Annotated in this window: 21 protein-coding genes; 14 read left to right on the top strand and 7 right to left on the bottom strand. The window is 62.3% G+C overall.

Annotation, left to right across the window (positions count from 1 at the left end):
• Positions 1-1512, bottom strand: a complete 1512-nt coding sequence (gene gspE / locus NA619_RS16515) for a type II secretion system ATPase GspE (RefSeq protein ID WP_255963028.1) — start codon at positions 1510-1512, stop codon at positions 1-3.
• 580 nt (positions 1513-2092) lie between these two features.
• Here gspE and NA619_RS16520 point away from each other — a divergent pair.
• From NA619_RS16520 to NA619_RS16540, 5 genes are all read left to right on the top strand, one after another.
• Positions 2093-3214 (top strand): Re/Si-specific NAD(P)(+) transhydrogenase subunit alpha, encoded by a 1122-nt coding sequence (locus NA619_RS16520; protein WP_255962946.1) that lies wholly within the window; start codon positions 2093-2095, stop codon positions 3212-3214.
• A gap of 12 nt (positions 3215-3226) precedes the next feature.
• The gene (locus NA619_RS16525) at positions 3227-3553 is read left to right on the top strand and encodes an NAD(P) transhydrogenase subunit alpha (RefSeq protein ID WP_241529796.1); all 327 of its coding nucleotides are present in this window, start codon (positions 3227-3229) and stop codon (positions 3551-3553) included.
• Positions 3550-5001: an NAD(P)(+) transhydrogenase (Re/Si-specific) subunit beta gene (locus NA619_RS16530; RefSeq protein ID WP_255962947.1), complete on the top strand. Its 1452-nt coding sequence runs from the start codon at positions 3550-3552 to the stop codon at positions 4999-5001. The genes NA619_RS16525 and NA619_RS16530 overlap by 4 nt, the downstream gene beginning before the upstream one ends.
• A 169-nt stretch (positions 5002-5170) precedes the next feature.
• On the top strand, positions 5171-6760 hold the full coding sequence (locus NA619_RS16535; RefSeq protein ID WP_255962948.1) for a gamma-glutamyltransferase family protein: 1590 nt from the start codon (positions 5171-5173) through the stop codon (positions 6758-6760).
• Positions 6761-6846: 86 nt separating this feature from the next.
• Positions 6847-7542 carry a GntR family transcriptional regulator gene (locus NA619_RS16540; RefSeq protein WP_255962949.1) on the top strand — a complete coding sequence of 232 codons (696 nt, stop codon included), beginning with the start codon at positions 6847-6849 and terminating at the stop codon, positions 7540-7542.
• Between the two features lie 2 nt (positions 7543-7544).
• Here the strand turns inward: NA619_RS16540 and NA619_RS16545 are convergent, their stop codons facing one another.
• Entirely contained in the window at positions 7545-8135 is a 591-nt protein-coding gene (locus NA619_RS16545; RefSeq protein WP_255962950.1) for an NAD(P)H-dependent oxidoreductase, read from the bottom strand.
• Positions 8136-8289: 154 nt separating this feature from the next.
• On the opposite strand from NA619_RS16545, the gene NA619_RS16550 reads away from it, so the two are divergent.
• A complete protein-coding gene (locus tag NA619_RS16550) occupies positions 8290-8607 on the top strand; it encodes a putative quinol monooxygenase (RefSeq protein WP_255962951.1) in 318 nt (105 codons plus the stop codon).
• On the opposite strand, the gene NA619_RS16555 is transcribed toward NA619_RS16550, so the two are convergent.
• Genes NA619_RS16555 through NA619_RS16570 form a run of 4 tightly spaced genes read right to left on the bottom strand, consistent with a single transcriptional unit; the run spans position 8604 to position 14415 of the window.
• Positions 8604-9827, bottom strand: a complete 1224-nt coding sequence (locus NA619_RS16555; RefSeq protein WP_255962953.1) for an amidohydrolase family protein — start codon at positions 9825-9827, stop codon at positions 8604-8606. The genes NA619_RS16550 and NA619_RS16555 overlap by 4 nt on opposite strands.
• Positions 9824-12310, bottom strand: a complete 2487-nt coding sequence (locus NA619_RS16560; RefSeq protein ID WP_255962954.1) for a branched-chain amino acid ABC transporter ATP-binding protein/permease — start codon at positions 12308-12310, stop codon at positions 9824-9826. Before NA619_RS16560 ends, NA619_RS16555 begins: the two co-directional genes overlap by 4 nt.
• The gene (locus NA619_RS16565) at positions 12307-13176 is read right to left on the bottom strand and encodes a branched-chain amino acid ABC transporter permease (RefSeq protein ID WP_255962955.1); all 870 of its coding nucleotides are present in this window, start codon (positions 13174-13176) and stop codon (positions 12307-12309) included. The genes NA619_RS16560 and NA619_RS16565 overlap by 4 nt, the downstream gene beginning before the upstream one ends.
• Before the next feature lie 51 nt (positions 13177-13227).
• A complete protein-coding gene (locus NA619_RS16570; RefSeq protein WP_255962956.1) occupies positions 13228-14415 on the bottom strand; it encodes an ABC transporter substrate-binding protein in 1188 nt (395 codons plus the stop codon).
• A 177-nt stretch (positions 14416-14592) separates the two neighbouring features.
• On the opposite strand from NA619_RS16570, the gene NA619_RS16575 reads away from it, so the two are divergent.
• The 6 genes from NA619_RS16575 to NA619_RS16600 all read left to right on the top strand — a co-directional run bounded on the left by NA619_RS16575 (position 14593) and on the right by NA619_RS16600 (position 18469).
• The gene (locus tag NA619_RS16575; RefSeq protein ID WP_255962957.1) at positions 14593-14991 is read left to right on the top strand and encodes a nuclear transport factor 2 family protein; all 399 of its coding nucleotides are present in this window, start codon (positions 14593-14595) and stop codon (positions 14989-14991) included.
• Between the two features lie 166 nt (positions 14992-15157).
• Positions 15158-15358 (top strand): DUF1127 domain-containing protein, encoded by a 201-nt coding sequence (locus tag NA619_RS16580; RefSeq protein ID WP_255962958.1) that lies wholly within the window; start codon positions 15158-15160, stop codon positions 15356-15358.
• 106 nt (positions 15359-15464) lie between these two features.
• Positions 15465-15782 (top strand): DUF2388 domain-containing protein, encoded by a 318-nt coding sequence (locus tag NA619_RS16585; protein WP_255962959.1) that lies wholly within the window; start codon positions 15465-15467, stop codon positions 15780-15782.
• 82 nt (positions 15783-15864) lie between these two features.
• A complete protein-coding gene (locus NA619_RS16590; RefSeq protein WP_255962960.1) occupies positions 15865-16158 on the top strand; it encodes a DUF2388 domain-containing protein in 294 nt (97 codons plus the stop codon).
• 26 nt (positions 16159-16184) lie between these two features.
• Positions 16185-16505, top strand: a complete 321-nt coding sequence (locus NA619_RS16595; protein WP_255962961.1) for a DUF2388 domain-containing protein — start codon at positions 16185-16187, stop codon at positions 16503-16505.
• A 20-nt stretch (positions 16506-16525) separates the two neighbouring features.
• A complete protein-coding gene (locus NA619_RS16600; RefSeq protein WP_255963029.1) occupies positions 16526-18469 on the top strand; it encodes a DUF4105 domain-containing protein in 1944 nt (647 codons plus the stop codon).
• Between the two features lie 774 nt (positions 18470-19243).
• Here NA619_RS16600 and polA read toward each other — a convergent pair.
• Positions 19244-21988 (bottom strand): DNA polymerase I, encoded by a 2745-nt coding sequence (gene polA / locus NA619_RS16605; protein WP_255962962.1) that lies wholly within the window; start codon positions 21986-21988, stop codon positions 19244-19246.
• A gap of 75 nt (positions 21989-22063) precedes the next feature.
• Here polA and NA619_RS16610 point away from each other — a divergent pair, with 75 nt between their 5' ends.
• On the top strand, positions 22064-22345 hold the full coding sequence (locus NA619_RS16610) for a DUF2782 domain-containing protein (protein ID WP_255962963.1): 282 nt from the start codon (positions 22064-22066) through the stop codon (positions 22343-22345).
• A gap of 30 nt (positions 22346-22375) precedes the next feature.
• Positions 22376-23326, top strand: coding sequence for a homoserine kinase (locus NA619_RS16615; RefSeq protein ID WP_255962964.1), 951 nt, complete (start codon positions 22376-22378; stop codon positions 23324-23326).
• Positions 23327-23470: the final 144 nt, after the last annotated feature.

Here is a 23470-nt window from a genome sequence, read left to right on the forward strand (position 1 = left end):
TTATTCCCCGCGGGTCACGCGCAACACTTCTTCAATAGTCGTCACGCCTTCACGCACCTTGCGCAGGCCGTCATCGCGGATGCTCGGGCCCAGCCGGCGCGCATGGCGAACCATGTCCTGCTCGGCTGCACGGGTGTGGATCATGCTGCGCAACGAGTCGTCGAACATCACCAATTCGTAGATGCCGGTCCGCCCACGGTAACCCAGCTGCCGACATACATCGCAGCCCTCGGCGTGATAGAGCATCGGCGCCTCGCTGGGGTCGAGGCCGAACAGCGCGCATTCGGCTTCGTCTGCCACGTACGCACGTTTACAGTCATTACACAGCACGCGAACAAGGCGTTGGGCCAGTACGCCGAGCAGCGAAGACGAGATCAGAAACGGCTCGACGCCCATGTCCACCAGGCGCGTCACCGCACCGATGGCGCTGTTGGTGTGCAGTGTCGAGAGCACCAGGTGACCGGTGAGCGAGGCCTGTACGGCCATGTCCGCGGTTTCCTGGTCACGAATTTCGCCGACCATCACCACGTCCGGGTCCTGACGCAGGATCGCGCGCAAGCCGCGGGCAAAGGTCATGTCGACCTTGGTGTTGACCTGGGTCTGGCCGATGCCTTCGAGGTTGTATTCGATGGGGTCTTCGACCGTGAGGATGTTGCGTGAGCGGTCATTAAGCGTGACCAGGCTGGCGTATAGCGTGGTGGTCTTACCGGAACCTGTCGGGCCGGTAACCAGAATGATGCCGTGCGGCTTTTTCACCGCCTGTTCCATGACATTGCGATCACGGTCGCTCATGCCCAGGTGCTGCAGCGTCAGGCGTCCGGCCTGTTTGTCGAGCAAACGCAGCACCACGCGCTCACCGTTGGCCGAAGGCAGCGTCGATACACGAATGTCCACCTCGCGTCCGCCAACCCGCAGGGAAATCCGGCCATCCTGCGGGATACGCTTTTCGGCGATATCCAGCCGCGCCATGACCTTGATCCGCGACACAAGCAGCGCCGCCAGCTCGCGCTTGGGCTGCACCACTTCGCGCAGGATGCCGTCGATGCGAAAGCGGATCACCAGACGTTTTTCGAAAGTTTCGACGTGAATATCGGAGGCGTTTTCCTTGATCGCTTCGCCGAGGATCGCATTGATAAGGCGAATGATCGGTGCGTCGTCTTCCTGCTCGAGCAGGTCCTCGGTTTCCTGAATCTGATCAGCCAGGCTATGCAGGTCCATCTCATCGCCCAGCCCCTCGACCATTAGCATTGCAGCGGAGGAATCGTGCTGGTAAGCGGCACTCAGGGCCTGCTCGAATTCATCCTGCGCCAGCCATTGCATGGCCAATGGGCTACCGGCCACGCGCTGCGCCTCCTGCAATGCCGTCAGCGGCGCACCTTCGCGCACGCATAGACGCATGCCCTCCGGGCGCTCCAGCAGGATGACCCCGTGACGGCGAGCAAAGGCGAAGGGCAAGCGCCGTGGGAGCGGCTCGTCCAGAAGGGTCATCTCGTTCAGATCTAGTTCGGCCATGCCAGATAGTTTCTCGCAGAGGGTGCGACTCATGTTGGCCGGCGGTCCGATGCCGGCACGGCCAACAGCTATGGACTACAAGGAATGCATGACATTGCAAACCCTGTGTTGAATTTTTTCTGTGCCATTACGCGCCGCCGCGCCAACCGGCACCAACGTCGCATACAGACAAGCCCGCCGACGGATACACCGTCTATGGTCCGTCATTCATGATTGCGCCGCGCACATCATGATTTGGAACCTTAGACCAAAGTCGAAGCCAATACCGGCGCCGCCTGTAGCGATGCCAAGCAACCTAACAGTCATATCGTGAACGAAGCGCCACATTGTCGTTCTCATTAAAACAGTTGTTTGATTTTTTCAGGCCTTGCAGAATGCCGCGCCAAAGCAGGTTACGTGAGACCGAGCGCAGTGGTCGTACATGACCTGCTAAACGAGCCCGACCAGCAGTGCAGGGGTCCGTTAGCCGATCCACACCCGACCGCCAACCGCAGTGGCCGGGCGAAAAGTAACACCAGCGGTGCAACAACCCGGTTACCGGGCAGCCCGCTGGTTACGATCAAGCAGGAGAACAAGAACAATGCACATAGGTGTTCCTCTCGAAACCAGGCCCGGTGAAACGCGCGTTGCCGCGACACCGGAAACTATAAAGAAGCTGATCGGCCAGGGGCATCAGGTGACGGTGCAGAGCGGGGCCGGCCTACAGGCCAGCGTCCCGGACAGTGCCTATGAAGCGGCAGGCGCAACCATCGCCGATGCCGCTGCGGCGTTCGCAGCAGAGATCCTGCTGAAGGTGAACGCACCGAGCGAAACCGAGCTGGCGCAAATGCAGCCCGGCACGGTACTCGTCGGTATGCTCAATCCCTTCGACAACGAAAACATCGCACGCATGGCAGAACGCGGCATCACCGCCTTCGCCCTGGAAGCCGCGCCGCGCACCTCGCGCGCGCAGAGCCTTGACGTGCTCTCCTCGCAGGCCAACATCGCCGGTTACAAGGCTGTGCTGGTCGCGGCAGATAAATACCCGCGCTTCATGCCGATGCTGATGACGGCCGCCGGTACGGTGAAAGCCGCCCGCGTGCTGATCCTCGGCGCTGGTGTAGCCGGTCTGCAGGCCATCGCCACGGCCAAGCGCCTGGGTGCAGTCATCGAAGCCTCGGACGTGCGTCCGGCGGTGAAGGAGCAGATCGAATCCCTCGGCGCCAAGTTCGTCGACGTGCCCTGCGAAACCGACGAAGAGCGCGAGTGCGCCGAAGGTGTCGGTGGCTACGCCCGACCGATGCCAGCAAGCTGGATGGCGCGACAGGCTCAGGCCGTGCACGAGCGCGCCAAGCAGGCCGACATTATCATCACCACCGCGCTGATCCCGGGCCGCAAAGCTCCGACGTTGCTGCAGGAAGAAACCGTGCAGCAAATGAAGCCCGGCTCGGTGGTGATCGACCTCGCCGCCTCTCAGGGCGGCAACTGTCCATTGACCGAAGCCGATCAGGTAGTGGTCAAGCACGGCGTGACCCTGGTTGGCTACACCAACCTGGCGACCCTCGTGCCGGCGGACGCTTCGGCGCTATACGCCCGCAACCTGCTGGACTTCCTCAAGCTGGTGATCGATGGCGAAGCCCGATTCCAGCTCAATCTTGAAGACGACATCGTCGCCGCGTGCCTGATGTGCCGCGACGGCCAGGTCGTGCGGACCAACGGTTAAGGGAGCCCGAACATGGACATGATTTCTGATGGCATCTACAACCTGATCATCTTCGTGCTGGCGATCTACGTCGGCTACCACGTGGTCTGGAACGTCACCCCCGCGCTGCACACACCCCTGATGGCGGTCACCAATGCGATTTCGGCGATCGTCATCGTCGGGGCCATGCTTGCTGCCGCCCTGACCGTTACTCCGATGGGCAAGCTGATGGGCACCCTGGCCGTGACCCTGGCCGCAGTGAACGTCTTCGGCGGCTTTCTCGTTACCCGCCGCATGCTGGAAATGTTCAAGAAGAAGGAGCGCGCCGTTTCGGGCGCCAAGGCGGAGTCCAAGCCATGAGCATGAACCTGATCACCCTGCTCTACCTCATCGCCTCGGTGAGCTTCATCCAGGCGCTCAAAGGCCTGTCGCACCCGACCACCTCACGCCGCGGCAACCTGTTCGGCATGATCGGTATGGGCATCGCGATGGTCACCACGGTGTTCCTGGTGTTCAAGCTCGGCTCACAGCTGGCCGAGAGCGCCAGCCCCTGGAGCGGCCTGGGCTTCATCGTCCTCGGACTGCTGATCGGCGGCACCATCGGTACGCTGATGGCCAAGCGCGTCGAGATGACCAAGATGCCCGAGTTGGTCGCCTTCATGCACAGCATGATCGGCCTGGCCGCGGTATTCATTGCCATCGCGGCAGTGCTGGAGCCGCAGTCGCTGGGCATCGTCCAGGCTATCGGTTATCCGATCCCGGCTGGCAACCGCCTGGAGCTGTTCCTCGGCGCAGCCATCGGCGCCATCACCTTCTCCGGTTCGGTGATCGCCTTCGGCAAGCTCTCGGGCAAGTACAAGTTCCGCCTGTTCCAGGGGGCGCCTGTGTCCTTCCCCAACCAGCACAAGATCAACCTCGCCGTTGGCGTCGCGATTCTGGTGTTGGGCCTGATCTACACCTTCAGCGGCAACTTCACTGCGTTCATGATTCTGGTGGCGCTGGCTTTCGTCATCGGCGTGCTGATCATCATCCCCATCGGCGGTGCCGACATGCCGGTGGTGGTCTCGATGCTCAACAGCTACTCGGGCTGGGCGGCGGCCGGTATCGGCTTTTCGCTGAACAACTCGATGCTGATCATCGCCGGTTCGCTGGTGGGTTCGAGCGGCGCAATTCTCTCGTACATCATGTGCAAGGCGATGAACCGCTCGTTCTTCAACGTCATCCTCGGCGGCTTCGGTGCCGACGCCGATGCCGGCGCGGCGACGGGCAGCAAGGAGCAACGCCCGGTGAAATCCGGCTCCAGCGATGACGCAGCCTTCCTGCTGACCAACGCCGACACCGTGATCATCGTGCCCGGCTACGGCCTGGCGGTAGCCCGCGCCCAGCACGCGCTGATGGAGCTTGCCGAGAAGCTGACCCACCGCGGCGTGACCGTGAAGTACGCGATCCACCCGGTCGCCGGGCGCATGCCCGGGCACATGAACGTGCTGCTGGCCGAGGCCGAAGTGCCCTACGAGCAGGTGTTCGAGATGGAGGACATCAACTCCGAATTCGGCCAGGCCGATGTGGTGCTGGTGCTCGGCGCCAACGACGTGGTCAACCCGGCGGCGAAGAACGATCCCAAGTCGCCCATCGCCGGCATGCCGATCCTTGAGGCGTACAAGGCCAAGACGGTCATCGTCAACAAGCGCTCCATGGCCAGCGGCTATGCCGGTCTGGACAACGAGCTGTTCTACATGGACAAGACCATGATGGTCTTCGGCGATGCCAAGAAGGTCGTCGAGGACATGGTTAAAGCCGTGGAGTAAGCGACGTCCGCTATACCAGAACCCCTCCCGGTATCGCCGCGAGGGGTTTTTTCATGTGTGACTTCATCTCGGTTCGCATGGCTACTGAACACCCCGCGTATGCGGAACACTTATTGCCTTGACGTTAGCAACCTGAAATCAGATCGCTAGCAATCAAGGAATCAAATACATGTTGGCCGAATCTCGCCGCGGCGTCATTTGCACCCCACACCCTGCGGCCACGGCCGCCGGCATGCGCATTCTTGATGCGGGCGGCACTTCCATTGACGCAATGCTCGCAGCCAGCGCAATGCTCGCGGCTGTTTATCCGCACATGACCGGACTGGGTGGCGATGCACTCTGGATGATCCATGACCGCCGGGTGCGCACCATTGTGGGGATTGGCCAGGCAGGACAACAGCTACCGATGGGCGGCAAGATTGGTCTGCGCGGGCCGAGCGCGGTCGCCACCACTGCGGGCGCACTGGCCAGCTGGCAAATCGCGCAGGGCATCAGCCGCCACGAATGGGGCTCCCGCCTGGGCTGGGCTGACCTGCTTCGCGACGCGGCCGAGACTGCGCAGAGCGGCGTGGAGATCTCCGCCTCGCAGCTGTTCTGGCAGCATCAGCGCAGGGATTTGATCGAAGGCCTGCCGGACCTCCACCAGCTGTGCAAGAGCGAAGGCCGCTGGCTGCAACAGGGTGACCGTCTGAAGCAACCCCAACTGGCCGACACCCTGCGGCAGCTGGCGCGTCACGGCATCGAGGATTTCTACCAGGGCGAACTTGCCCGAGCCTTTGCGGAAGCGTTCAGCAGATTGGAGTGCGGCCTGAGCCTGTCCGATCTGGCTGCCACGCGCGCCGAAGAAGTCGAGCCGATTTCCGTGCGCTATCGGCAGGGGCGCTTGTTCAACGTCGCGCCACCATGCCAGGGGCTCTACACATTGCAGGCCATGGCCGCGCTGCAGCATAAACCGGTCGCCGAAAGCGGCAGTGGCAGCGCCCGCTATTACCATTTCCTCGTTGAGGCGATCAAACAGGGACTGCTGCGCCGCAACGGCGAATTGCATGATCCACGTGCCAGTGGTTGGGACTATGCCTCTACCCTGAGCGAAGCCAATGCCGTTGGGTGCGCCAACCGCATCGACGACAACCGCGCCTCGCCGTGGGCGGAACCGGGTCGCCCTGCCGACACCATCTGGATGGCTGCTACTGACGCTGAAGGCCGAACGGCCTGTCTGATCCAAAGCCTGTTCCATGACTTCGGCTCCGGCTGCATTCTCGGTAACACCGGGGTGATCTGGCAGAACCGCGCCGCCGGCTTCAATGCCGCCCCCGGGCATCCGAACGCCTGGGCGCCTGGCAAACGCCCCGCGCATACGCTCAACCCGTCCTGCTATTTGGCAGACGATGGGCGACGGCTTTTTTTCGGCACCCAGGGCGGTGACGGCCAGCCGCAGACGCAAATGGTGCTGGCCACCCAGTTGGTGGATTTCGACCGGCCGATCGATCAGGCCTTGCGCATGCCCCGCTTTCTTCTCGGGCGCAGTTTCTTCGACAGCACCGACAACCTGAAACTTGAAGCCGACATCGACCCGGCGGTGGTCGCGAAGCTCCAGGCCATGGGCCATGAAGTGGAGATCATTCCTTCCCTCAGCCCGTACACCGGACAAGCCGGCGCCATTGCCATCGAAACCGATGGCCGGCGCTTCGCAATGCACGACCCCCGCGGCCAGGGCAACAGCCTCGGGCAGGACCCGGTTGAGCCCAATTCGTGCTGATGAGGTTGCTCGCGCAACTCAAGTGCTGATAATGCGCATTGCTAGCGCTCATCGCTTGCAAGCCACATTGGGAGTCGGCAGCAGATATGGGGTCCAGGACCGTTACCAGCAAGCAGATCGAAGTGCAGCGCATCGTCGACGCCTTGTCCAAGGCCATCGCCCAGCATCGCCTGCGCCCCGGAACGCGGTTGATCGAGGCGCAGATCGTGGAGGCGCTGAAAGCCAATCGAAACCATGTGCAGAGTGCCCTGCAGCGCCTGGCCATGCAGCGCATCGTCACCATTGAGCCGAACCGCGGCGCCCTCGTATCCCAGCCCAGCGCCAAGGAGGCACGGGATGTATTCGCGGCGCGGCGCGCCATTGAGCGCGCCATCGTCGAAAGCATCACGCCCGAGGCCATGCGCCAGAATCGCCAGCGTACCGCCGCCCATATGCGCAGCGAGCGCAAGGCGACCAACGCCAGCGACCGGCGCGATATCGTGCGAGAACTCAGCGAGTTTCATCTGATGCTCGGTGAAATCAGCGGCAATACCGTGCTCGCGGAAATTCTCGGCAACCTGATGGTGCGCAGCTCGTTAATCGTCGCGCTCTATCAGCGCAACGACCAACCGGCCTGCGCGTCCGACGAGCACGAGCAGATCGTCAACGCGCTTGAGCAAGGCGACCGAGACAAAGCGGTACGGGTGATGATCGAGCACCTGGACGAGCTGGAAGCTCAGCTCGCGCTGGATGAGCTGGCCGAGCCCGAAGTGGACATCCGCCGAATTCTCAGCGATCTCTGAATTCAGGCGGAGACGCCGAGTACGTCCGCCAGATGGCGCTCGTAACGGGCGACATCCGCCTCGATAGCCGGTTGTTTCATCACATCCACACAAAGAAAGGTCGGCAGGCTGCTCATGCCGAGGAACTCGTTGGCCTTGTGGAAAGGGAAGTAGACGGCGTCGACGCCCTTTCCCTCGAAGAAGTCCGCTGGATCATCGAAGGCCTGCTGCGGCGCGTTCCAGGTAGCAGAGATCATGTATTGCTTGCCCTGTAGCAACCCGCCGCTGCCGTATCTCTGTGAGGCGTCCGAGCGCGTCCGGCCGTCATTTGCATAGAGGCTGCCGTGGCCTTCGGTGAAGACCTCATCGAGGTAACGCTTCACGATCCAGGGCGCGCCCATCCACCAGCCCGGCATTTGATAGATGATCACATCGGCCCAGAGATACTTGCCGACTTCTTCGGCCAGGTCGTAGCCCTGATCGATCTCGGTAGTCTTTACGTCGAATCCGGCGCGATCGAGAAACGCGAGGGCGGTCTGATGCAAGGTGGCGTTGTAACGCCCTTCCGAATGGGCGAAATTCTTGCCGCCATTGAGCAGTAGCACTTTTTTCATGAAAAACTGACCTGGGTTGTTCTGGATGGCGGCAGCTTAAACAGGAGGTGCGCAGCGAAACACCCGCCTAAGGGCAAAAGGGTTTTGACTGAAAGTCAGCAATCGGAACCTCGATTTTGCTTTAGCGTTGCTTCTCGATAATTGGAGTTTCGCCATGCCAGATCCTTACGGGTTCATTCTGCACGCCCATACCAAACCGGATAAATCCGAAGCATTCGAGGCGCTTTTTCGCACCTACATCGAGCCCAGCCGTGCAGAGCCGGGTTGCATCGAATATCACATGCTGCGTGACGCGCATGATCCAGCTCTGTTCATCTTTTTCGAGATCTGGGCCTCGGCCGAAGCCTTTGCCGCACATATCGCGCTGCCGCATATGCAGCGTTTCCACGAGCAGCGCATGGACTATCTGAGCCAGGACTTAGTGATCCGACCGATCGAAACGCTCAGCGACGCCTCTGCGTCGCACCACTAGCGCGGCGTCAACAAACGCGGCAGCGCACGCTCGAAGGTCTGCCGGCCTGCCTTGAACCCCATTAGCGGCGGGCTGATCTGTGCAATGACCGCCGCTGGCGAAGGTGCATCAAAGACGATGAAGTCCGCCCGACACCCCGGCTGCAGACCGTAATCGGGCAGCCTGAGCAAACGTGCCGATTCGCTCGACACCCATCCCAGACAATCGAGCAGCTCCATCTCGGTCGATAGTTGGGTCACGTTGGCGAACAGATTGGCCTGCCGCACCAGCGAGGCATCGCCGTAGGGCGTGAAAGGGTTGCCGATGTTGTTGGTCGACAGCGAACAGGTCACTCCGCAGCGATGCAAGTGCGCCAGGGGCACAACGCCTCGAGGCTTGTCATTGAACCTGTCGCGGGCACCGAGAAACAGATCGGTGGACGGCAATGCGGTCACGCTCACGCCGGCCTGCGCCAACGCACGGGCAACTTCCTCAAGGTGCGCCAGTGGCAGCGCGGAAAGCTTGGTCACATGGCCCACGGCGACTCGGCCGCCCCATCCATGCAGTCCGGTACAGCGAATCACTTCGCCGATGGTCATGCCTTCAGGGTTGAGATCGAAATCCAGATGGAAATCCAGGTCGCGGTCATACCGCACCGCCAGCTCGAACAGCCGCCGTATCTGCGCGCCCGGGTCGCTATCGGTGTAGGGGCAACCGCCAAGCACCTCGGCACCCTCTTCCAGCGCCTGGCACAGCAATCGCTCCGTGCCCGGATTGTTGAGCATGCCCTCCTGAGGAAAAACGCAGATTTCCAAGGTGACAGCCCAGGCATAGTCCCGCTTTAGCCGCTGGACCGCGCGAAATCCGGTCAGGCCAATGCCTGGATCGATCTCCACGTGCGTGCGCATATGAGTGGTGCCCTGAATGATCGCCTTTTCCAGCACCTGTGCGCCGCGTGCGTAGACGTCGTCCTCGCTGAATGAGGCCTTGGCAATGCGGGTCTGGACGATGGCTTCGGCCAGCGTGCCCTCGGTCAACTGGCAACGCTCCAGAATGCAGGCCTTATCCAGGTGGATATGGGTTTCGATCAACCCTGGCAGAACCAGCCGCCCGGCGAGGTCCAGAACCCGAGGCGCGCTGTCGGCGCTGAACCGAGCGACGAAATGGCCGCTCTCGATCAGCAGCTCGCTCAGCGGATCGGCGGCGCTGCGGCGCGCGTTAATGATGTGCAGTGCGCTCATGCGGCCGTCCCATGCCCGAGGTAGGCGGCTTCCAGTTCGCTGTCACCGCGCAGCTGTTCAGCCGTACCGGATTTAACGATGCGGCCGGTTTCCAGCACATAGGCGCGATCGGCCACCTGCAGTGCGAGGTTGGCCATCTGATCGACCAGCAGCAACGTCACGCCTTCGTCCCGCAGCGCTGCCAAGGCGTCGTACAGCTCACCGATCATCGCGGGTGAAAGCCCCAATGAAGGCTCGTCCAGCAGGAGAATTTTCGGCTTGGCCATCAGCCCGCGGCCCACCGCCACCATTTGCTGCTCGCCACCGGACAGAAGCCCGGCCGGGCTGTCGATGCGATCACGCAGGCGGGGAAAACGCTTGAGGATGGCTTCGATTTCCGCCTCGGCATCGAATGCCTCGGTGCGCGAATAGCCGCCCAGCAGCAGATTGTCCCGCACGCTGAGCTGAGGGAAGACCTGCCGCCCTTCCGGCACCAGCGCCAGCCCTCGCGCCGCGATGGCGCTGGCATCCACGTGCTCGATATTCTCGTTATCCAGCAAGATGGTGCCCGAGGTGGCGTTGTGAAGTCCCGCCAGACATTTGAGGATGCTCGACTTGCCCGCGCCATTGGCACCAAGGATGGCGATCAGCTCGCCGGGGTTAACCACCAGATTGACGCCTTCGACCACCGGCGCCGCGCCGTAATCCACCACCAGATCCTTGATGAACAGGCGCGCGTCACGCGAGCCCGCCCACGGCTCGTCACGCTGGGGCGCCTGATAGCTGGTGCCGCCGAGGTACGCGGCCACCACTCGAGGATTGCTGCGGACCTCTTCCGGCAGGCCCCAGGCGATTGGCTTGCCGGCATCAAGCACCAGGATGCGTTCGGAAACCGCCATCACCAGCGCCATGTCGTGCTCGACCAGAATCACCGCGATGTTGAAACCGGCCAAGACCCTGAACAGCGCAGCCAGGCTGTCAGTTTCACCGCGACCCAGGCCAGCGGCCGGCTCGTCCAGCAGCAGCACCTTCGGACGCGCCGCGAGTGCGCGGGCGATTTCCACGAGACGGCGATCCACATGGGGCAAATCATCGGCTGGCGTGTTGACCGAACCGCGATAGCCCACCAGCGACAACAAGTGCATCGCCAGCTCGCGGTGCTCAGCGCCGGGGCGCCGGAAAATCCCGCCGAGACGGCCTTGCTGCAAGCCGGCAAGGATGTTCTCGAGCACCGTCAGTTCGCCGAACAACTGAGTGGTCTGGTAGGTACGCGAGATGCCGGCGCGCGCGATTTTCCAGGCCGGCAGACCGGAGACCAGTCCGCCCAGACGGATGCTGCCCGAGTCGGGCGTATAGAACCCGCTGATCATGTTCAGCACCGTGGTCTTGCCCGCCCCGTTGGTGCCGATGATGCTGGTGATGCTGCCCGGCGGCGCCTTCAGGCTGACTTTGTCCGCCGCCTGCACGCCGCCAAAGCCGATGCTGATGTCCTCGACCTCGAGCCCGGCAGCTTGACGACCCTCACTAAAAAATCTGGCCAGCAGCGCCTGATCGGCAACTGCCGGCGGCTTCGCCGCGACCGGACGGAACCACAGCCGGGCGAGGCTGCCAAGCACGCCGCGAGGCGCAATCCAGAGCACCACCAGCAGCAGCGCGGAAAACATCAGCAGGCGGTATTCGGCAAAGTCGGCCAGCATCTCGGGCAGCAGCACGATCAGCAGGGCGCCGAGCAGAGGGCCGAACAGCGTCCCGGCACCGCCTACGATCACGGCCAGTACGAACAGGATCGACTGGGAGAAAGGAAAGGAGGCCGGATTGATGAACATCATCAGCGGCGCCACCAACGCACCGGCGAAGCCGGTCAGCAGTGCCGACAATCCAAAAGCCAGGGTCTTGGTCTGCACCGGGTTGAAACCCAGGGAGCGAGCGGCAATCTCGGATGCCTTGACCGCGCGCATCGCCGTGCCCCAGCCGCTCTGATGCAGGCGACGATAAAAGGCCAGTGCGATCACCATCATCGCCGTGGCGATCAGCGCCATCAGCACGGCCGGATCCAGCGCGCCTAACTCGGGCATGGGAATGCCCATAAGGCCATTGGCACCGCCAGTGAGCCCACGCCATTCGATCAGGCCATGGTGAACCACGAGGGCGAACGCAATGGTGATCATCGCCAGATAAGGCCCGGTAACCCGCAACGCCGGAATCGCCAGCAGGGCACCGACGGCCCCGCACAGCAGCGCCGCGGCGGGCATTGCAAGCGCCAGCGGCAAGCCGGCCATGGTCAGCAGTGCCGAGGCATAAGCGCCAATGGCATAGAAGGCGATGTGACCGAAGGAGATCTGCCCGCTGAGGCCGATCAGGATATTCAGCCCGACCCCCACGACCACCGTGAGCGCAAAGAAACTGAAAACCAGCAGCGAGTAACTGTCGAGCATCAGCGAAAGTGCTGTGCCAGCTACTGCCAGCAGGGCGATGCCCGCCGGGGCAAGAATCGAAGTCTTCATACTTTCACCAGTGTCTTGCTGCCGAACAGTCCATTTGGCCGCACCGCCAGAGCCAGAATGACCAGGGCGAACGTGAACAGCTGGGTAAAGGCGGAACCGAAGTACAGGGTCACCACTGCTTCCACCAACCCGAACAGCAGGCCGGCGGCGAACACGCCGCTGGCGCTACCGATTCCGCCCAGAATCGCCACGGCAAACGCCTTGAGCCCGAACAGCGTGCCCATCTCGGCGCTGACGTTGAACAAGGGCGCGATCAGCAACCCCGCCAGGGCTGCGAACACGGCTGACACGGCGAAGGCGATTGCCACAACGCGGTTGACGCGTATGCCCATCAGCCGGGCGGCCACCGGGTTCTGCACGCAGGCTTCCAGCACCTTGCCCAGCCGCGTGTAACGGCGCACCAGCAGCAGCGCCAGAGCGATGCCGGCGCCGGCCAGCGGAATCAGCATCTGCAGCAGCGAGATATTCGAACCGAACAGCGCAACGCTGGTGGTCGCCAGCTCGGAGGTGAACTGTCGGGGCTCCTTGCCAAAGGTAAACATCGCCAGGTTATCGACAAGAATTCCCGCCGCGACCGTCGCCATCAACCAGGCATCAGAGCCGCACGAATGAAAAGGTCGGACCAGAAAGCGCTCCACCATCAGACCGTAGAGCGCGCATAGCGACAGGGTCATTGGAATCGCCAGCCAGAGCGGCCAGCCCCAGGTGATATGAAAGCTGTAGCCCAGCACGGCGCCAACCATCATGGCGCTGCCCTGGGCAAAGTTGACGGTCCGCGAAACCACATAGGTGATGTGGAAACCCAGCGCCAGCAGGGCATACATGCTGCCCAGCCCAAGACCGGTGACGATGGCGGCAGTGATCATGAAGACAGCTCCTTGCAGCCGCTCCGTCAATGACGGAGCGGCCGGCTCAGGTCAGGGTTGCAGGGGAACGATCTGGCCGTCGACGAAATGGGTGAACAGGTAATCGTCCGGTCCCAGGGCATCATGCTTTTCGGCGTTGAAGGGTTTGCTGTACTGCTTGATCAGGCCGTCGTACTGCTCGATGGCATAAAAGCCGTCGCGCACTTCGCTGCCCTTCACCGATCCGGCTTTCTCGATTGCCAGCGCAGCCAGGTGCATGCCGTCGTAGGCATTGGCGATACCGACCGCCGGGGTCACATCAGCAATCGTCTTGATTGCGGGATAGCGTTTTTTCAAGGCAGCCATGACCGCGTCGCCCTTGGCACTGTTCTGCTCGCCAAATACGTAGGTCTGGATGAAATGCACACGGCTGGCGTTGGGGCCGGCCAGCTCGCTGAAACGACCACCTGCCGGGCCCCAGTGGGAAACCACCGGCACGTCCCAGTTCATGCGGTCGAGCGACTTGACCACCTGCGCCGAGGGCCCGACGTTGCCTACCATCAACAGGGCATCCGCACCGGCGTTTTTCAGCCGAGTCAGCTGCGGCACCACGTCGAGGTCACTGTCCTCGATGCGCTCGATACCGGCGTAGGGCATGTCGCGCTTTTCCAGCGCCGCGCGAAAACCGAGCTCGTTGGATTCACCCCAAGGGTTGTTCACCAAAATCATGCCGGGCTTCTGCATGCCTTTCTGCTTGACGCCGTACTCCACCAGCGCCTCGTCGACCAGTTCGTCCACGGCGGAGACACGGAACACGTAGTTGTCCTTGGCACCGTTTCGGGTGATACCCGTACCGGCGGCCCAGACGCCCATGAACGGCACCTTGAGTTGATTGGCAAGTGGCACGATGGCCAGCGAAACCGGTGTGTCCAGGCCGCCGAACAGCACCGCGACCTTTTCTCGTTGGATCAACTCGCGGGCCGCCAGCATGCCTTTGGCGGGATTGCTTTCGTCGTCGCGGCGAATCAGCTCCACCGGCCGGCCGAGAATGCCACCTGCTGCATTGAGTTCGTCGATGGCCACGTTCAAACCACGGGTCAACGCCTCGCCAGACTTGGCTGACTGGCCGGAAAGCGCCGCAACCAGGCCAATCTTGATGGGCTCCTCAGCGTTGGCCTGACCCAGCAGACACAGGCCGAGAGCACTGACTGCTGCCACTTTTGGGCATAGCCGAAATAGGGATCTCGAAAGCTTGAACATGAGGCGACACTCCTGATAGCTAGCATTTGTACGAACTTTGCTAGCAAAGTGGGTGCCATAGGCGGCAGACGCTCTGAATCAGTCACTTAGGCCGGCATAGCGCTGCTACACGCACGCTTTTCGTGCGCCCCGCACCGATTACAAGCAATAGCTGACATCCATTCAGGAGATCTCGATATGAAATATGAAAACGAAGCGGTCCAGATTGTTAGCGATTTTCTGGAGGCCTCGATGGCGCCCGACCCGGTCAGAGCGGCGGGCTACATGTCGGCAGACGTCAACATCACCTTCACCGGCGGCCGTACGATGCCCAGTGCCAAGGAGATCACCGCCTTCAACGCGGGCCGCTATCGCTGGGTAAAGAAGCAGTTGGGGCAGTTCGACTGGACCGAACATCAGGACCACACCGTGGTGTACTCCAACGGCACGCTGTACGGCGAATGGCCTGACGGGAGCACGTTCTCCGGCAACCGCTATCTCGACCGTTTCGAAGTTCGCCAGGGCAAGATCACGCGGATGGATGTCTGGAACGACAGCGCCGAATGGATCCTGACGCCATCGATCGCCAAGCCCTGACCCGAACGCAGAAATACAGTTGAGGCGCGGTGAGGCAGTACAGATGACTACTGCCGCAAACTGAACCGGCACAATTCAAAGTGCCTGTGACTGTAACCCGACCCCGTCAGCACGCGACTCTATCTGCCCATAACCCATCCCCGTTCAACGCGGGAAGGAGCGGCTCATGGAGCGCGTACTGACTCGGAGAGACACACCCGTAATTGGCTTGCCGTCGTTGCGCCGGACCTTGCAACTACTAAGGTTCTGGCAGCAGCGGGCACGTACCCGCCGGCAGTTGGCGGCGCTCGACGATCATCAGCTGGCCGACATCGGCATCAGCCCAAGCGAGCGGATGCATGAGCTGGACAAGCCCTTCTGGCGCTGAAATGGCGCTTCCAGGCAATGGCGTCGAGCCGTAAGCTGAACGGCATGCCCGATCCGAGGGTCATAGCGGCTATCGGCGGCAATTCGCGTCCAGCCTGGAGAACCCCATGAACAAATATCTGTTGTCAGTTGCCACCGCAGCCTGCCTGGTAGCCGGGACCGCATCGGCGGGAAGCATCACCGGTACCATCGACGCCATCGGCGCCTCGCTGGTGAATACCGTGGAAGGGACCTCAGACATCACCTCGAATCTGGGCGATGACAAACTGGTACTGGATGCGAAGGACGATGCGGCCCGCTTCGTTGCCAGCAATGGCGAAGCGCGCGGCGCGCAACTTGAAGCGGCGTTGCAGCACATCCGCACCCAGGCCCCGAGCCTGCAGGCAACCGATCTGCAATTGGCCGGCGCAATCCTCGCGCTCTGATCGCAATGCAGTGAGCGCAGCGCTGGCTCTGGAGCTGGCGTTTCGCTAGCCTTGGCGGCTGTTTATCGGTTCCAGGATTCACATGCGTTCGCTCTATCTTGCACTTCTCGGCTGCTGCATCTGCAGCAGCGCCCAGGCGTTCGACAGCCTGACCGCCGGGACCGTCGTCTCCAGCTATGTCGCCAGTCAGGTGACAAGCGCGCCCTTCGACAACAAGCTCATCCTCGACTCGCGTGAAGACGCGGCTGGTTTCGTCGCCAGCCACGGCGACCTCCGTGCGGCGCGCCTGGAGGCGGCCTTGCTCTGGTTGCGTGAGCAGCAGCCGGAATTGGCAGCGAGCGACCTTGAACTGGCCGAAGCAATCCTCGTCCAATGACCCACTCCGTTTTCCAGAGAAGACTCATGAATTTCAAGCTGATCGCCGTGCCTTTCGCACTTTTCCTCCTCGCCAGCGGCGCTCAGGCGCAGACGCTGGTCGCCACCAGCAACATCGTCGTCAACGCACTGGATCGCAGCATCAATTTCACCTCTGACGTCACCAGCCGCATCAGTGACATGAAGGTCGTCAGTGAAGCCCGTGATGAAGCTGCCGGCTTCGTAGCCAGCGGTGGCGAGATACGTGGCGCACGCCTGGAAGCCGCGCTCAGTAGCCTGCGCAGCGCCTTCCCGGAAGCGCAGCAGGCCAGTGACCTCGTACTTGCCGAAGCCATCCTCGCGCAGTGAAATCATCCCGCGCCCGCTGGCTGGCCATTGGGTTAACCGCGCTTACTTCGTTCACCACACTCTGTCAGGCCGACCTGCGCCTGACCCTGGATGATCGCGATCTGCAACCGGCCGAGCGCGCCGCCAGCCAGCAGCTGCTGGACGAAGCGATGGCCGCACTGCCGCCGCGAATGATCAAACGGCTCGACCGCGACGTCCGTGTTAGCTGGCATGAGGGGCTGACCCATGACGTATACGGCAGCGCTGGCGGCAATCTGCTGCTGCTCAACCGGCGCCTGTTGCCGGCGCTGACCGATGGCAGCGCTGCCGAACAGCGCACCGAGCGGCCCCACGGCACGGTGCGCCGGGAAATGCTGGCAACGCTGATCCACGAAGTCGCACACCTGTATGACCGCGCCCGGCTCTGGACTCCGGAGAATCACCGTCAGCTCGCCTTCTGCAGCCAGCGCGCCAGCAGCTTAGGCCTGGTTGGCCTGCCCGACAGTTGCCGCGGCCAGACCGAACGCCGCTTCACCCTGAGCGATGACCCACGTCTTCTCGATCTGGCCGGCTGGCCCCAGCGTGTCGGTCAGCGCGGCGAGCGCGAACGTGAAAATGCCCAGCAGGCGCGTAGCCCCGATGCCTATGAGTTGACCAACCCGCTGGAATTCATCGCGGTGAACCTGGAGTACTTTCTTCTCGACCCCAGTTACGGCTGTCGGCGGCCTTCGCTGTATCGCTACTTCCAGGCGCATTTCGGCTGGCAGCCGGCGAACGCGCAGGCTTGCGGCGGAGGACTACCGATCCTCAACGCGGGGCATGATTTCGCACGCACGCCACTGGTCGAACTGGATCCGGAACGCGTCTACGAAGTCGACTATCTGTTTGCCGAAGCCAACGATGCCTGGGTAAGTCGCTGGGGTCACAGCATGCTGCGGCTGGTGATCTGCGCACCGGGCCGGCCGCGCGGAGCCGATTGTCGGTTGGATCTGGATCACCACCTGGTGCTGTCCTTCCGCGCCTTCGTCGGGGACGTGCAGCTATCCAGCTGGGACGGCCTGACCGGCGTCTACCCTTCTCGCCTGTTCGTGCTGCCGCTGGGCCAGGTGATCGACGAATACACCAAGGTTGAACTGCGCAGCCTCGCGTCGATTCCCCTGAAGCTGCAACGCGACGAGATCGGTATGCTGGTGGAGCGCAGCGCAGAGATGCACTGGAGCTACGACGGCGATTACTACTTCCTGTCCAACAACTGTGCGGTGGAGACCCTCAAACTGCTGCGCAGCGGCACCGCACGCCCCGAACTCGACGCACTGGACAGCATCCTGCCCAGTGGCCTGTTGGAGATCCTGATCAACCGGGGTGTGGCCGACAACAGCGTGCTTGACGATCCGCGTGAGGCATTACGTCTGGGTTACCGCTTTGACTCCTATCGAGACCGCTACGAAGCCATGTTTGCGGTCCTGCGTGAACGCCTCGGCTTGCCCCAGGCGGATGTCGAGCAATGGCTGGATCTCAATGCTGATGAGCGCCGCCCCTGGATCGAAAAAGCCGACTTGCGCGCAAGCGCGGCCCTGCTGCTGGTGGAACAGGCCGCCTTGCGCCGACACCTGCTGCTGGCACAGGAGGAGCTGAAGAATCGCTACCTGAGCGGGCGCGAGCGGGGCGACCAAAGCCTGGCGAAGGCTGATGAGACCTTGCAGGGCATTCTCGCCAACAGCGGATATCTCAGCCGCCCGGCCGAACTGCTCGACGGAAGCGGCTACGGGCTGCCGCAGGCCAGCGAATGGCAGCGCCTGGAATCGGAAAGCAGTCAGCGACAGGCTCGTCTGAGCAAGCTGACCGAAGTGCTGAACGACGAGGTGCGCCTGCTGCTGGGCGAAGAGCGACGACTGGAGCTGGAAAGCGTTGAAACCAACCTGGCGCAGATCGGTAGCCATCTACGTAGTCTGCACAAGGCCGGAGGGGGCTTGCAGCTGCCCTGATAGCGCCGGATCGATGGGTATCGCTGCGCTCAACGCCATCCTACGATCGAGTGCGCTCAGAGGACGGTTGTGCACCGGCATGACCGTGGATTTGTCGGGGAGCTAAGCTTGAGCGCCGATCGCTAGACGCTCGTAGGATGGGTTGAGCCTGCGATACCCATCAGCTTCAGCAGACCTGCTAGATGGGTATCGCTCCGCTCAACGCCATCCTACGATTGGGCGCTCCGAGGACAGTTGTGTGCCGGCATGATCGTAAATTGTTCGGGAAGCTGAGCTTGAATGCCGATCGCTAGATGTTCGTAGGATGGGTTGAGCCTGCGATACCCATCAGCTTCAGCAGACCTGCTTGATGGGTATCGCTTCGCTCAACACCATCCTACGGCCGGATCGCCGGATCGCCGGATCGCCGGGTCGCTCAGTCCGCGAGGCGGGCTATCTCGAGCACTTTTCTGCAGGCAAAAAAAACCTCGAACTTCGTTGGGGGAGGGGGAAGTTCGAGGTTTAAGTCCGGTACGCCAATGGCGTAACCAGAGATCTGCCAACACTTAACACAACAAGGAGCATCGAAGGGCTTCTACACCCTTCGTAGCCTATGACCGGGGTTTCAATCCACGAGTTCAATGCCCAAGGAAAAATATTTTCGTTCCACGCTTAGACCGCACTAGCGCGGGCCTTAGCGGGCATTCCGCGCTGCTACCTTGGCCGGTCCGCGCCATTCTCCCCTGAATCGCGAGGCGCTACAGCGCCGTGGCGACGCAGCGGTGCTGCCCTCACTCAATGCGCCTCGTCCCAGTTGTTGCCAACACCCGCCTCGACCAGCAGCGGCACGTCCAGCTGAGCGGCTCCGCTCATCAACGGAAGGATCTGCTCGCGGACCTGCTCGACCAGATCCTCACGGACTTCGAGCACCAATTCATCGTGCACCTGCAGGATGACGCGCGCATCCAGCCCGCTTTCTTGCAACCAGTTATCCACTGCGATCATGGCGCGCTTGATGATGTCTGCCGCGGTGCCCTGCATCGGCGCGTTGATCGCCGTGCGCTCGGCGCCCTTGCGCATGGCGCCGTTCTTCGAATTGATCTCGGGTAGATACAACCGGCGACCGAACAGCGTCTCGACATAACCCTGCTCGGCGGCCTGGGTGCGGGTGCGCTCCATATAGGCGAGCACGCCAGGATAGCGCGCGAAATAACGGTCGATGTACGCCTGAGCTTCCTTGCGGCCCACATCGATCTGCTTGGCCAGGCCAAAGGCGCTCATGCCATAGATCAGACCGAAGTTGATCGCCTTCGCGCTGCGGCGCTGATCATTGCTGACCTGATCCAGTTCGACCCCAAATACCTCGGCCGCGGTCGCCCGGTGCACGTCCAGGTCGTTCTGGAAGGCGTACAACAGGCCGGCATCCTGGGCCAGGTGCGCCATGATCCGCAGTTCGATCTGCGAGTAGTCGGCCGCCAGCAGCTTGTAGCCCGGCGCAGCGACGAAGGCCTGGCGAATGCGGCGACCCTCGGCGGTGCGGATCGGGATGTTCTGCAGGTTCGGGTCGGACGAGGACAGCCGCCCCGTCGCCGTCACGGCCTGGTGGTAGCTGGTGTGGATCCGCCCGGTGCGGGGGTTGATCTGCAGCGGCAGCTTGTCGGTGTAGGTGCCCTTGAGCTTGCTCAAGGAGCGGTGCTGCATGATGACCTTGGGCAGCGGGTAATCCTGCTCGGCCAGGTCGGCGAGCACGCTTTCAGCCGTCGACGGTTGGCCGCCGGCGGTCTTCGACAGCACCGGGCAACCAAGCTTGTCATAGAGGATCGCACCAAGCTGCTTGGGCGAGCCGAGGTTGAACTCCTCGCCAGCGATGTCGAACGCCTCACGCTCCAGTTCGACGAGCTTGTTGCCCAGCTCGACGCTTTGCAGCCCGAGCAGATTGGCGTCGACGAATGCGCCGTTGCGCTCGATGCGCGCCAGCACCGGCACCAGTGGCATCTCGATTTCGTTAAGCACTTTGAGCAGCGACGGCGTGGCCTCGAGCTTGCTCATCAGGGTCTGATGCAGGCGCAGGGTGACATCCGCGTCTTCGGCAGCGTAGGGACCGGCTTGCTCGACGGCGATCTGGTCGAAGGTCAGCTGCTTGGCGCCCTTGCCAGCGATGTCTTCGAAACGGATGGTGCCGCGACCCAGGTACTTGAGCGCCAGACTGTCCATGTCATGGCGGGTGGCGGTGGCGTCGAGCACGTAGGATTCGAGCATGGTGTCGAACGTCATGCCGCGCATCTCGATGCCGTAGTGCATCAGCACGTTCATGTCGTATTTGCCGTGCTGGCAGATCTTGCGCTTGCTCGGGTCCTCCAGCATCGGCTTGAGCGCCGCGAGCACGGCATCGCGATCGAGCTGCTGCGGCACGCCCATGTAGCTGTGGGCCAGCGGGACATAGGCCGCCTTGCCGGCTTCGATGGCAAACGAGACGCCAACCAACTGCGCCTTCTGTGCATCGAGGCTGGTGGTCTCCGTATCGAAGGCGAAACACTCAGCGTTCTTCAGGCGTTCAAGCCAAGCATCGAACTCGGCCTGCTCGAAGATCGTCGCGTATTCGGCTTCGGCCTGGATGGAACAGCCTTCTGGCTGCACCGCGCAGTCTTCACCGGTCTCCCTGACCTCACGCAACAGCTCGTCGAGCCAGTTCTTGAATTCCAGCTCGCGGTACAGGGCGATCAAGGCCTCCCGGTGCGGCTCGCCAGGCATCAGATCGCCCACTTCCACATCCAGCGGCACGTCGATCTTGATCGTCGCCAGCTCGTAGGACATGAATGCGGCGTCACGATGCTCCGCGAGCTTGGCGCCGAGGGATTTGGCACCACGAATCGGCAGCCCGGCCACCTGATCGAGATTCTCGTAAAGGCCCTTGAGCCCGCCCGGAATGCCATTTAGCAAGCCACACGCCGTCTTCTCACCGACGCCAGGGACGCCCGGAATGTTGTCGACTTTGTCACCCATCAGCGCCAGGAAATCGATGATCAGCTCAGGGCCGACACCGAACTTGGTCCTCACGCCCTCGATGTCGTAGACGCTGCCGCTCATGGTGTTCACCAGCGTGACGTGCGGGCAGACAAGCTGCGCCATGTCCTTGTCGCCAGTGGAGATGATCACGTCGCGCTTGAGTGCTGCACATTGGCGCGCCAGTGTTCCAATCACGTCGTCGGCCTCGACGCCCTCGACGCAGAGCAGCGGCATACCCAGCGCGCGGACGCTGGCGTGCAGCGGCTCGACCTGACCGCGGAGGTCATCGGGCATCGGCGGACGGTGGGATTTGTACTCGGCAAACAGCGTGTCGCGGAAGGTCGGCCCCTTGGCATCGAAAACCACTGCGAAGGGACTGTCCGGGTATTGCCGGCGCAGCGACAGCAGCATGTTCAGCACACCTTTCACCGCGCCGGTGGGCTTGCCGGTGGAGGTAGTCAGCGGAGGCAGGGCGTGGAAGGCGCGATAGAGGTAGGACGAACCGTCCACCAGTACGAGGGGCGCTTGGCTCATGAGCGGGATCAACCTTTTCGGCGGGCCCGGGGCTAGAATGCACGGACCACTTGACGACAAAGGGACAAGGTTATCATGCGCGCAATCAAACCTTTGCTGCTGGCCGGCCTACTGGCATTGGCGCCGCTGAGCGGTTTTGCCCAGGAGTCGGTCGAGGGCGATCCCGACGTCACCATCCGCCAGGAAGGTGGGCGAACCGTCGAGGAATACCGGGTCAACGGCTTTCTCTACGCGGTGAAAGTCATCCCCAAGAACGGCAAACCCTACTTCCTGGTGCGCGCCGATGGCGACAGCAACTTCATTCGCGCCGACAAGCCGGACATGCTGATCCCGGCCTGGGAAATCTTCAGCTGGTAACCTGGCGCCATACGTAACGGAAGGCAGCTCATGTCGGTTTTCACGCCCCTGCAACGCGAAGAACTCGAAGTTTTCCTGGCGCCCTATGGACTGGGACGCCTGCGCGATTTCGAGGGCATCGCCGCTGGCAGCGAGAACAGCAATTTCTTCGTCAGCGTGGAACAGGGCGAATTCGTCCTGACGCTGATTGAACGCGGCCCCAGCCAGGATCTGCCGTTCTTCATCGAACTGCTCGACGTGCTCCATCGTCACGGTCTGCCGGTGCCCTACGCGCTGCGTACCGATCGCGGCGAAGCCCTACGCACCCTGGCAGAAAAACCGGCAATGCTGCAACCGCGCCTGCCAGGCAAGCATGTCGCATCGCCCAACGCGCACCACTGCGCGGAAGTGGGCCGCTTGCTGGCGCAGCTGCACCTGGCGACCCGCGAACAGATCATCGAGCGTCGCAGCGATCGCGGTCTGGACTGGATGCAGGAAGAAGGTCCCAGCCTTGCCTTGGCGTTACCAGAGGATCAACTGCCGCTCTTGCGCGATGGTGTCGCAGAGATCACCGAACTTAAGCCCAAGATCCTCGCCCTTCCCCGTGCCAATCTGCACGCTGACCTGTTCCGCGACAACGTGCTCTTCGAGGGCACCCACCTCACCGGCGTGATCGACTTCTACAACGCCTGCTCCGGGCCAATGCTCTACGACATCGCCATCACGGTGAACGACTGGTGCTCGCACCCCAACGGCGAGATCGATGACGACCGCTGCCAGGCGTTGCTGGCGGGCTACTCCAGCCTGCGCCATTTCACCCCCGCCGAGGCCGAACTGTGGCGACCCATGCTGCGTGTCGCCTGCGTGCGGTTCTGGCTGTCGCGACTGATCGCTGCGCAGAAATTTGCCGGGCAACCGGTACTGGTCAAGGACCCCGATGAATTTCAGCGGCTGCTCGCCGCCCGTCAGCAATGCCGAAGCGCGCTGCCGTTTGCGTTCTAGAAGATCCTGCAATTGAGCCAGTATGAGCAAATGGCAGCCAAGCCAGGCTGCCGAATTCGCTTATCGGCTCGCAAAAACCGCCACCGCCAGCCCTGGATCCTTGATACCGGGACGGCTTTGGCCCAGAGTCCCGCCCGCGGCCCC

This window comes from Stutzerimonas stutzeri, from assembly GCF_024448895.1.
In the GTDB taxonomy this organism is placed as follows: domain Bacteria; phylum Pseudomonadota; class Gammaproteobacteria; order Pseudomonadales; family Pseudomonadaceae; genus Stutzerimonas; species Stutzerimonas stutzeri_Q.

Excerpts from the sequence above, each read along its gene's own strand:
- gspE (WP_255963028.1), bottom strand. The coding sequence starts at position 1,512 with ATGGCCGAACTAGATCTGAACGAGATGACCCTTCTGGACGAGCCGCTC.
- NA619_RS16520 (WP_255962946.1), top strand. The coding sequence starts at position 2,093 with ATGCACATAGGTGTTCCTCTCGAAACCAGGCCCGGTGAAACGCGCGTT.
- NA619_RS16525 (WP_241529796.1), top strand. The coding sequence starts at position 3,227 with ATGGACATGATTTCTGATGGCATCTACAACCTGATCATCTTCGTGCTG.
- NA619_RS16530 (WP_255962947.1), top strand. The coding sequence starts at position 3,550 with ATGAGCATGAACCTGATCACCCTGCTCTACCTCATCGCCTCGGTGAGC.
- NA619_RS16535 (WP_255962948.1), top strand. The coding sequence starts at position 5,171 with ATGTTGGCCGAATCTCGCCGCGGCGTCATTTGCACCCCACACCCTGCG.
- NA619_RS16540 (WP_255962949.1), top strand. The coding sequence starts at position 6,847 with ATGGGGTCCAGGACCGTTACCAGCAAGCAGATCGAAGTGCAGCGCATC.
- NA619_RS16545 (WP_255962950.1), bottom strand. The coding sequence starts at position 8,135 with ATGAAAAAAGTGCTACTGCTCAATGGCGGCAAGAATTTCGCCCATTCG.
- NA619_RS16550 (WP_255962951.1), top strand. The coding sequence starts at position 8,290 with ATGCCAGATCCTTACGGGTTCATTCTGCACGCCCATACCAAACCGGAT.
- NA619_RS16555 (WP_255962953.1), bottom strand. The coding sequence starts at position 9,827 with ATGAGCGCACTGCACATCATTAACGCGCGCCGCAGCGCCGCCGATCCG.
- NA619_RS16560 (WP_255962954.1), bottom strand. The coding sequence starts at position 12,310 with ATGAAGACTTCGATTCTTGCCCCGGCGGGCATCGCCCTGCTGGCAGTA.
- NA619_RS16565 (WP_255962955.1), bottom strand. The coding sequence starts at position 13,176 with ATGATCACTGCCGCCATCGTCACCGGTCTTGGGCTGGGCAGCATGTAT.
- NA619_RS16570 (WP_255962956.1), bottom strand. The coding sequence starts at position 14,415 with ATGTTCAAGCTTTCGAGATCCCTATTTCGGCTATGCCCAAAAGTGGCA.
- NA619_RS16575 (WP_255962957.1), top strand. The coding sequence starts at position 14,593 with ATGAAATATGAAAACGAAGCGGTCCAGATTGTTAGCGATTTTCTGGAG.
- NA619_RS16580 (WP_255962958.1), top strand. The coding sequence starts at position 15,158 with ATGGAGCGCGTACTGACTCGGAGAGACACACCCGTAATTGGCTTGCCG.
- NA619_RS16585 (WP_255962959.1), top strand. The coding sequence starts at position 15,465 with ATGAACAAATATCTGTTGTCAGTTGCCACCGCAGCCTGCCTGGTAGCC.
- NA619_RS16590 (WP_255962960.1), top strand. The coding sequence starts at position 15,865 with ATGCGTTCGCTCTATCTTGCACTTCTCGGCTGCTGCATCTGCAGCAGC.
- NA619_RS16595 (WP_255962961.1), top strand. The coding sequence starts at position 16,185 with ATGAATTTCAAGCTGATCGCCGTGCCTTTCGCACTTTTCCTCCTCGCC.
- polA (WP_255962962.1), bottom strand. The coding sequence starts at position 21,988 with ATGAGCCAAGCGCCCCTCGTACTGGTGGACGGTTCGTCCTACCTCTAT.
- NA619_RS16610 (WP_255962963.1), top strand. The coding sequence starts at position 22,064 with ATGCGCGCAATCAAACCTTTGCTGCTGGCCGGCCTACTGGCATTGGCG.
- NA619_RS16615 (WP_255962964.1), top strand. The coding sequence starts at position 22,376 with ATGTCGGTTTTCACGCCCCTGCAACGCGAAGAACTCGAAGTTTTCCTG.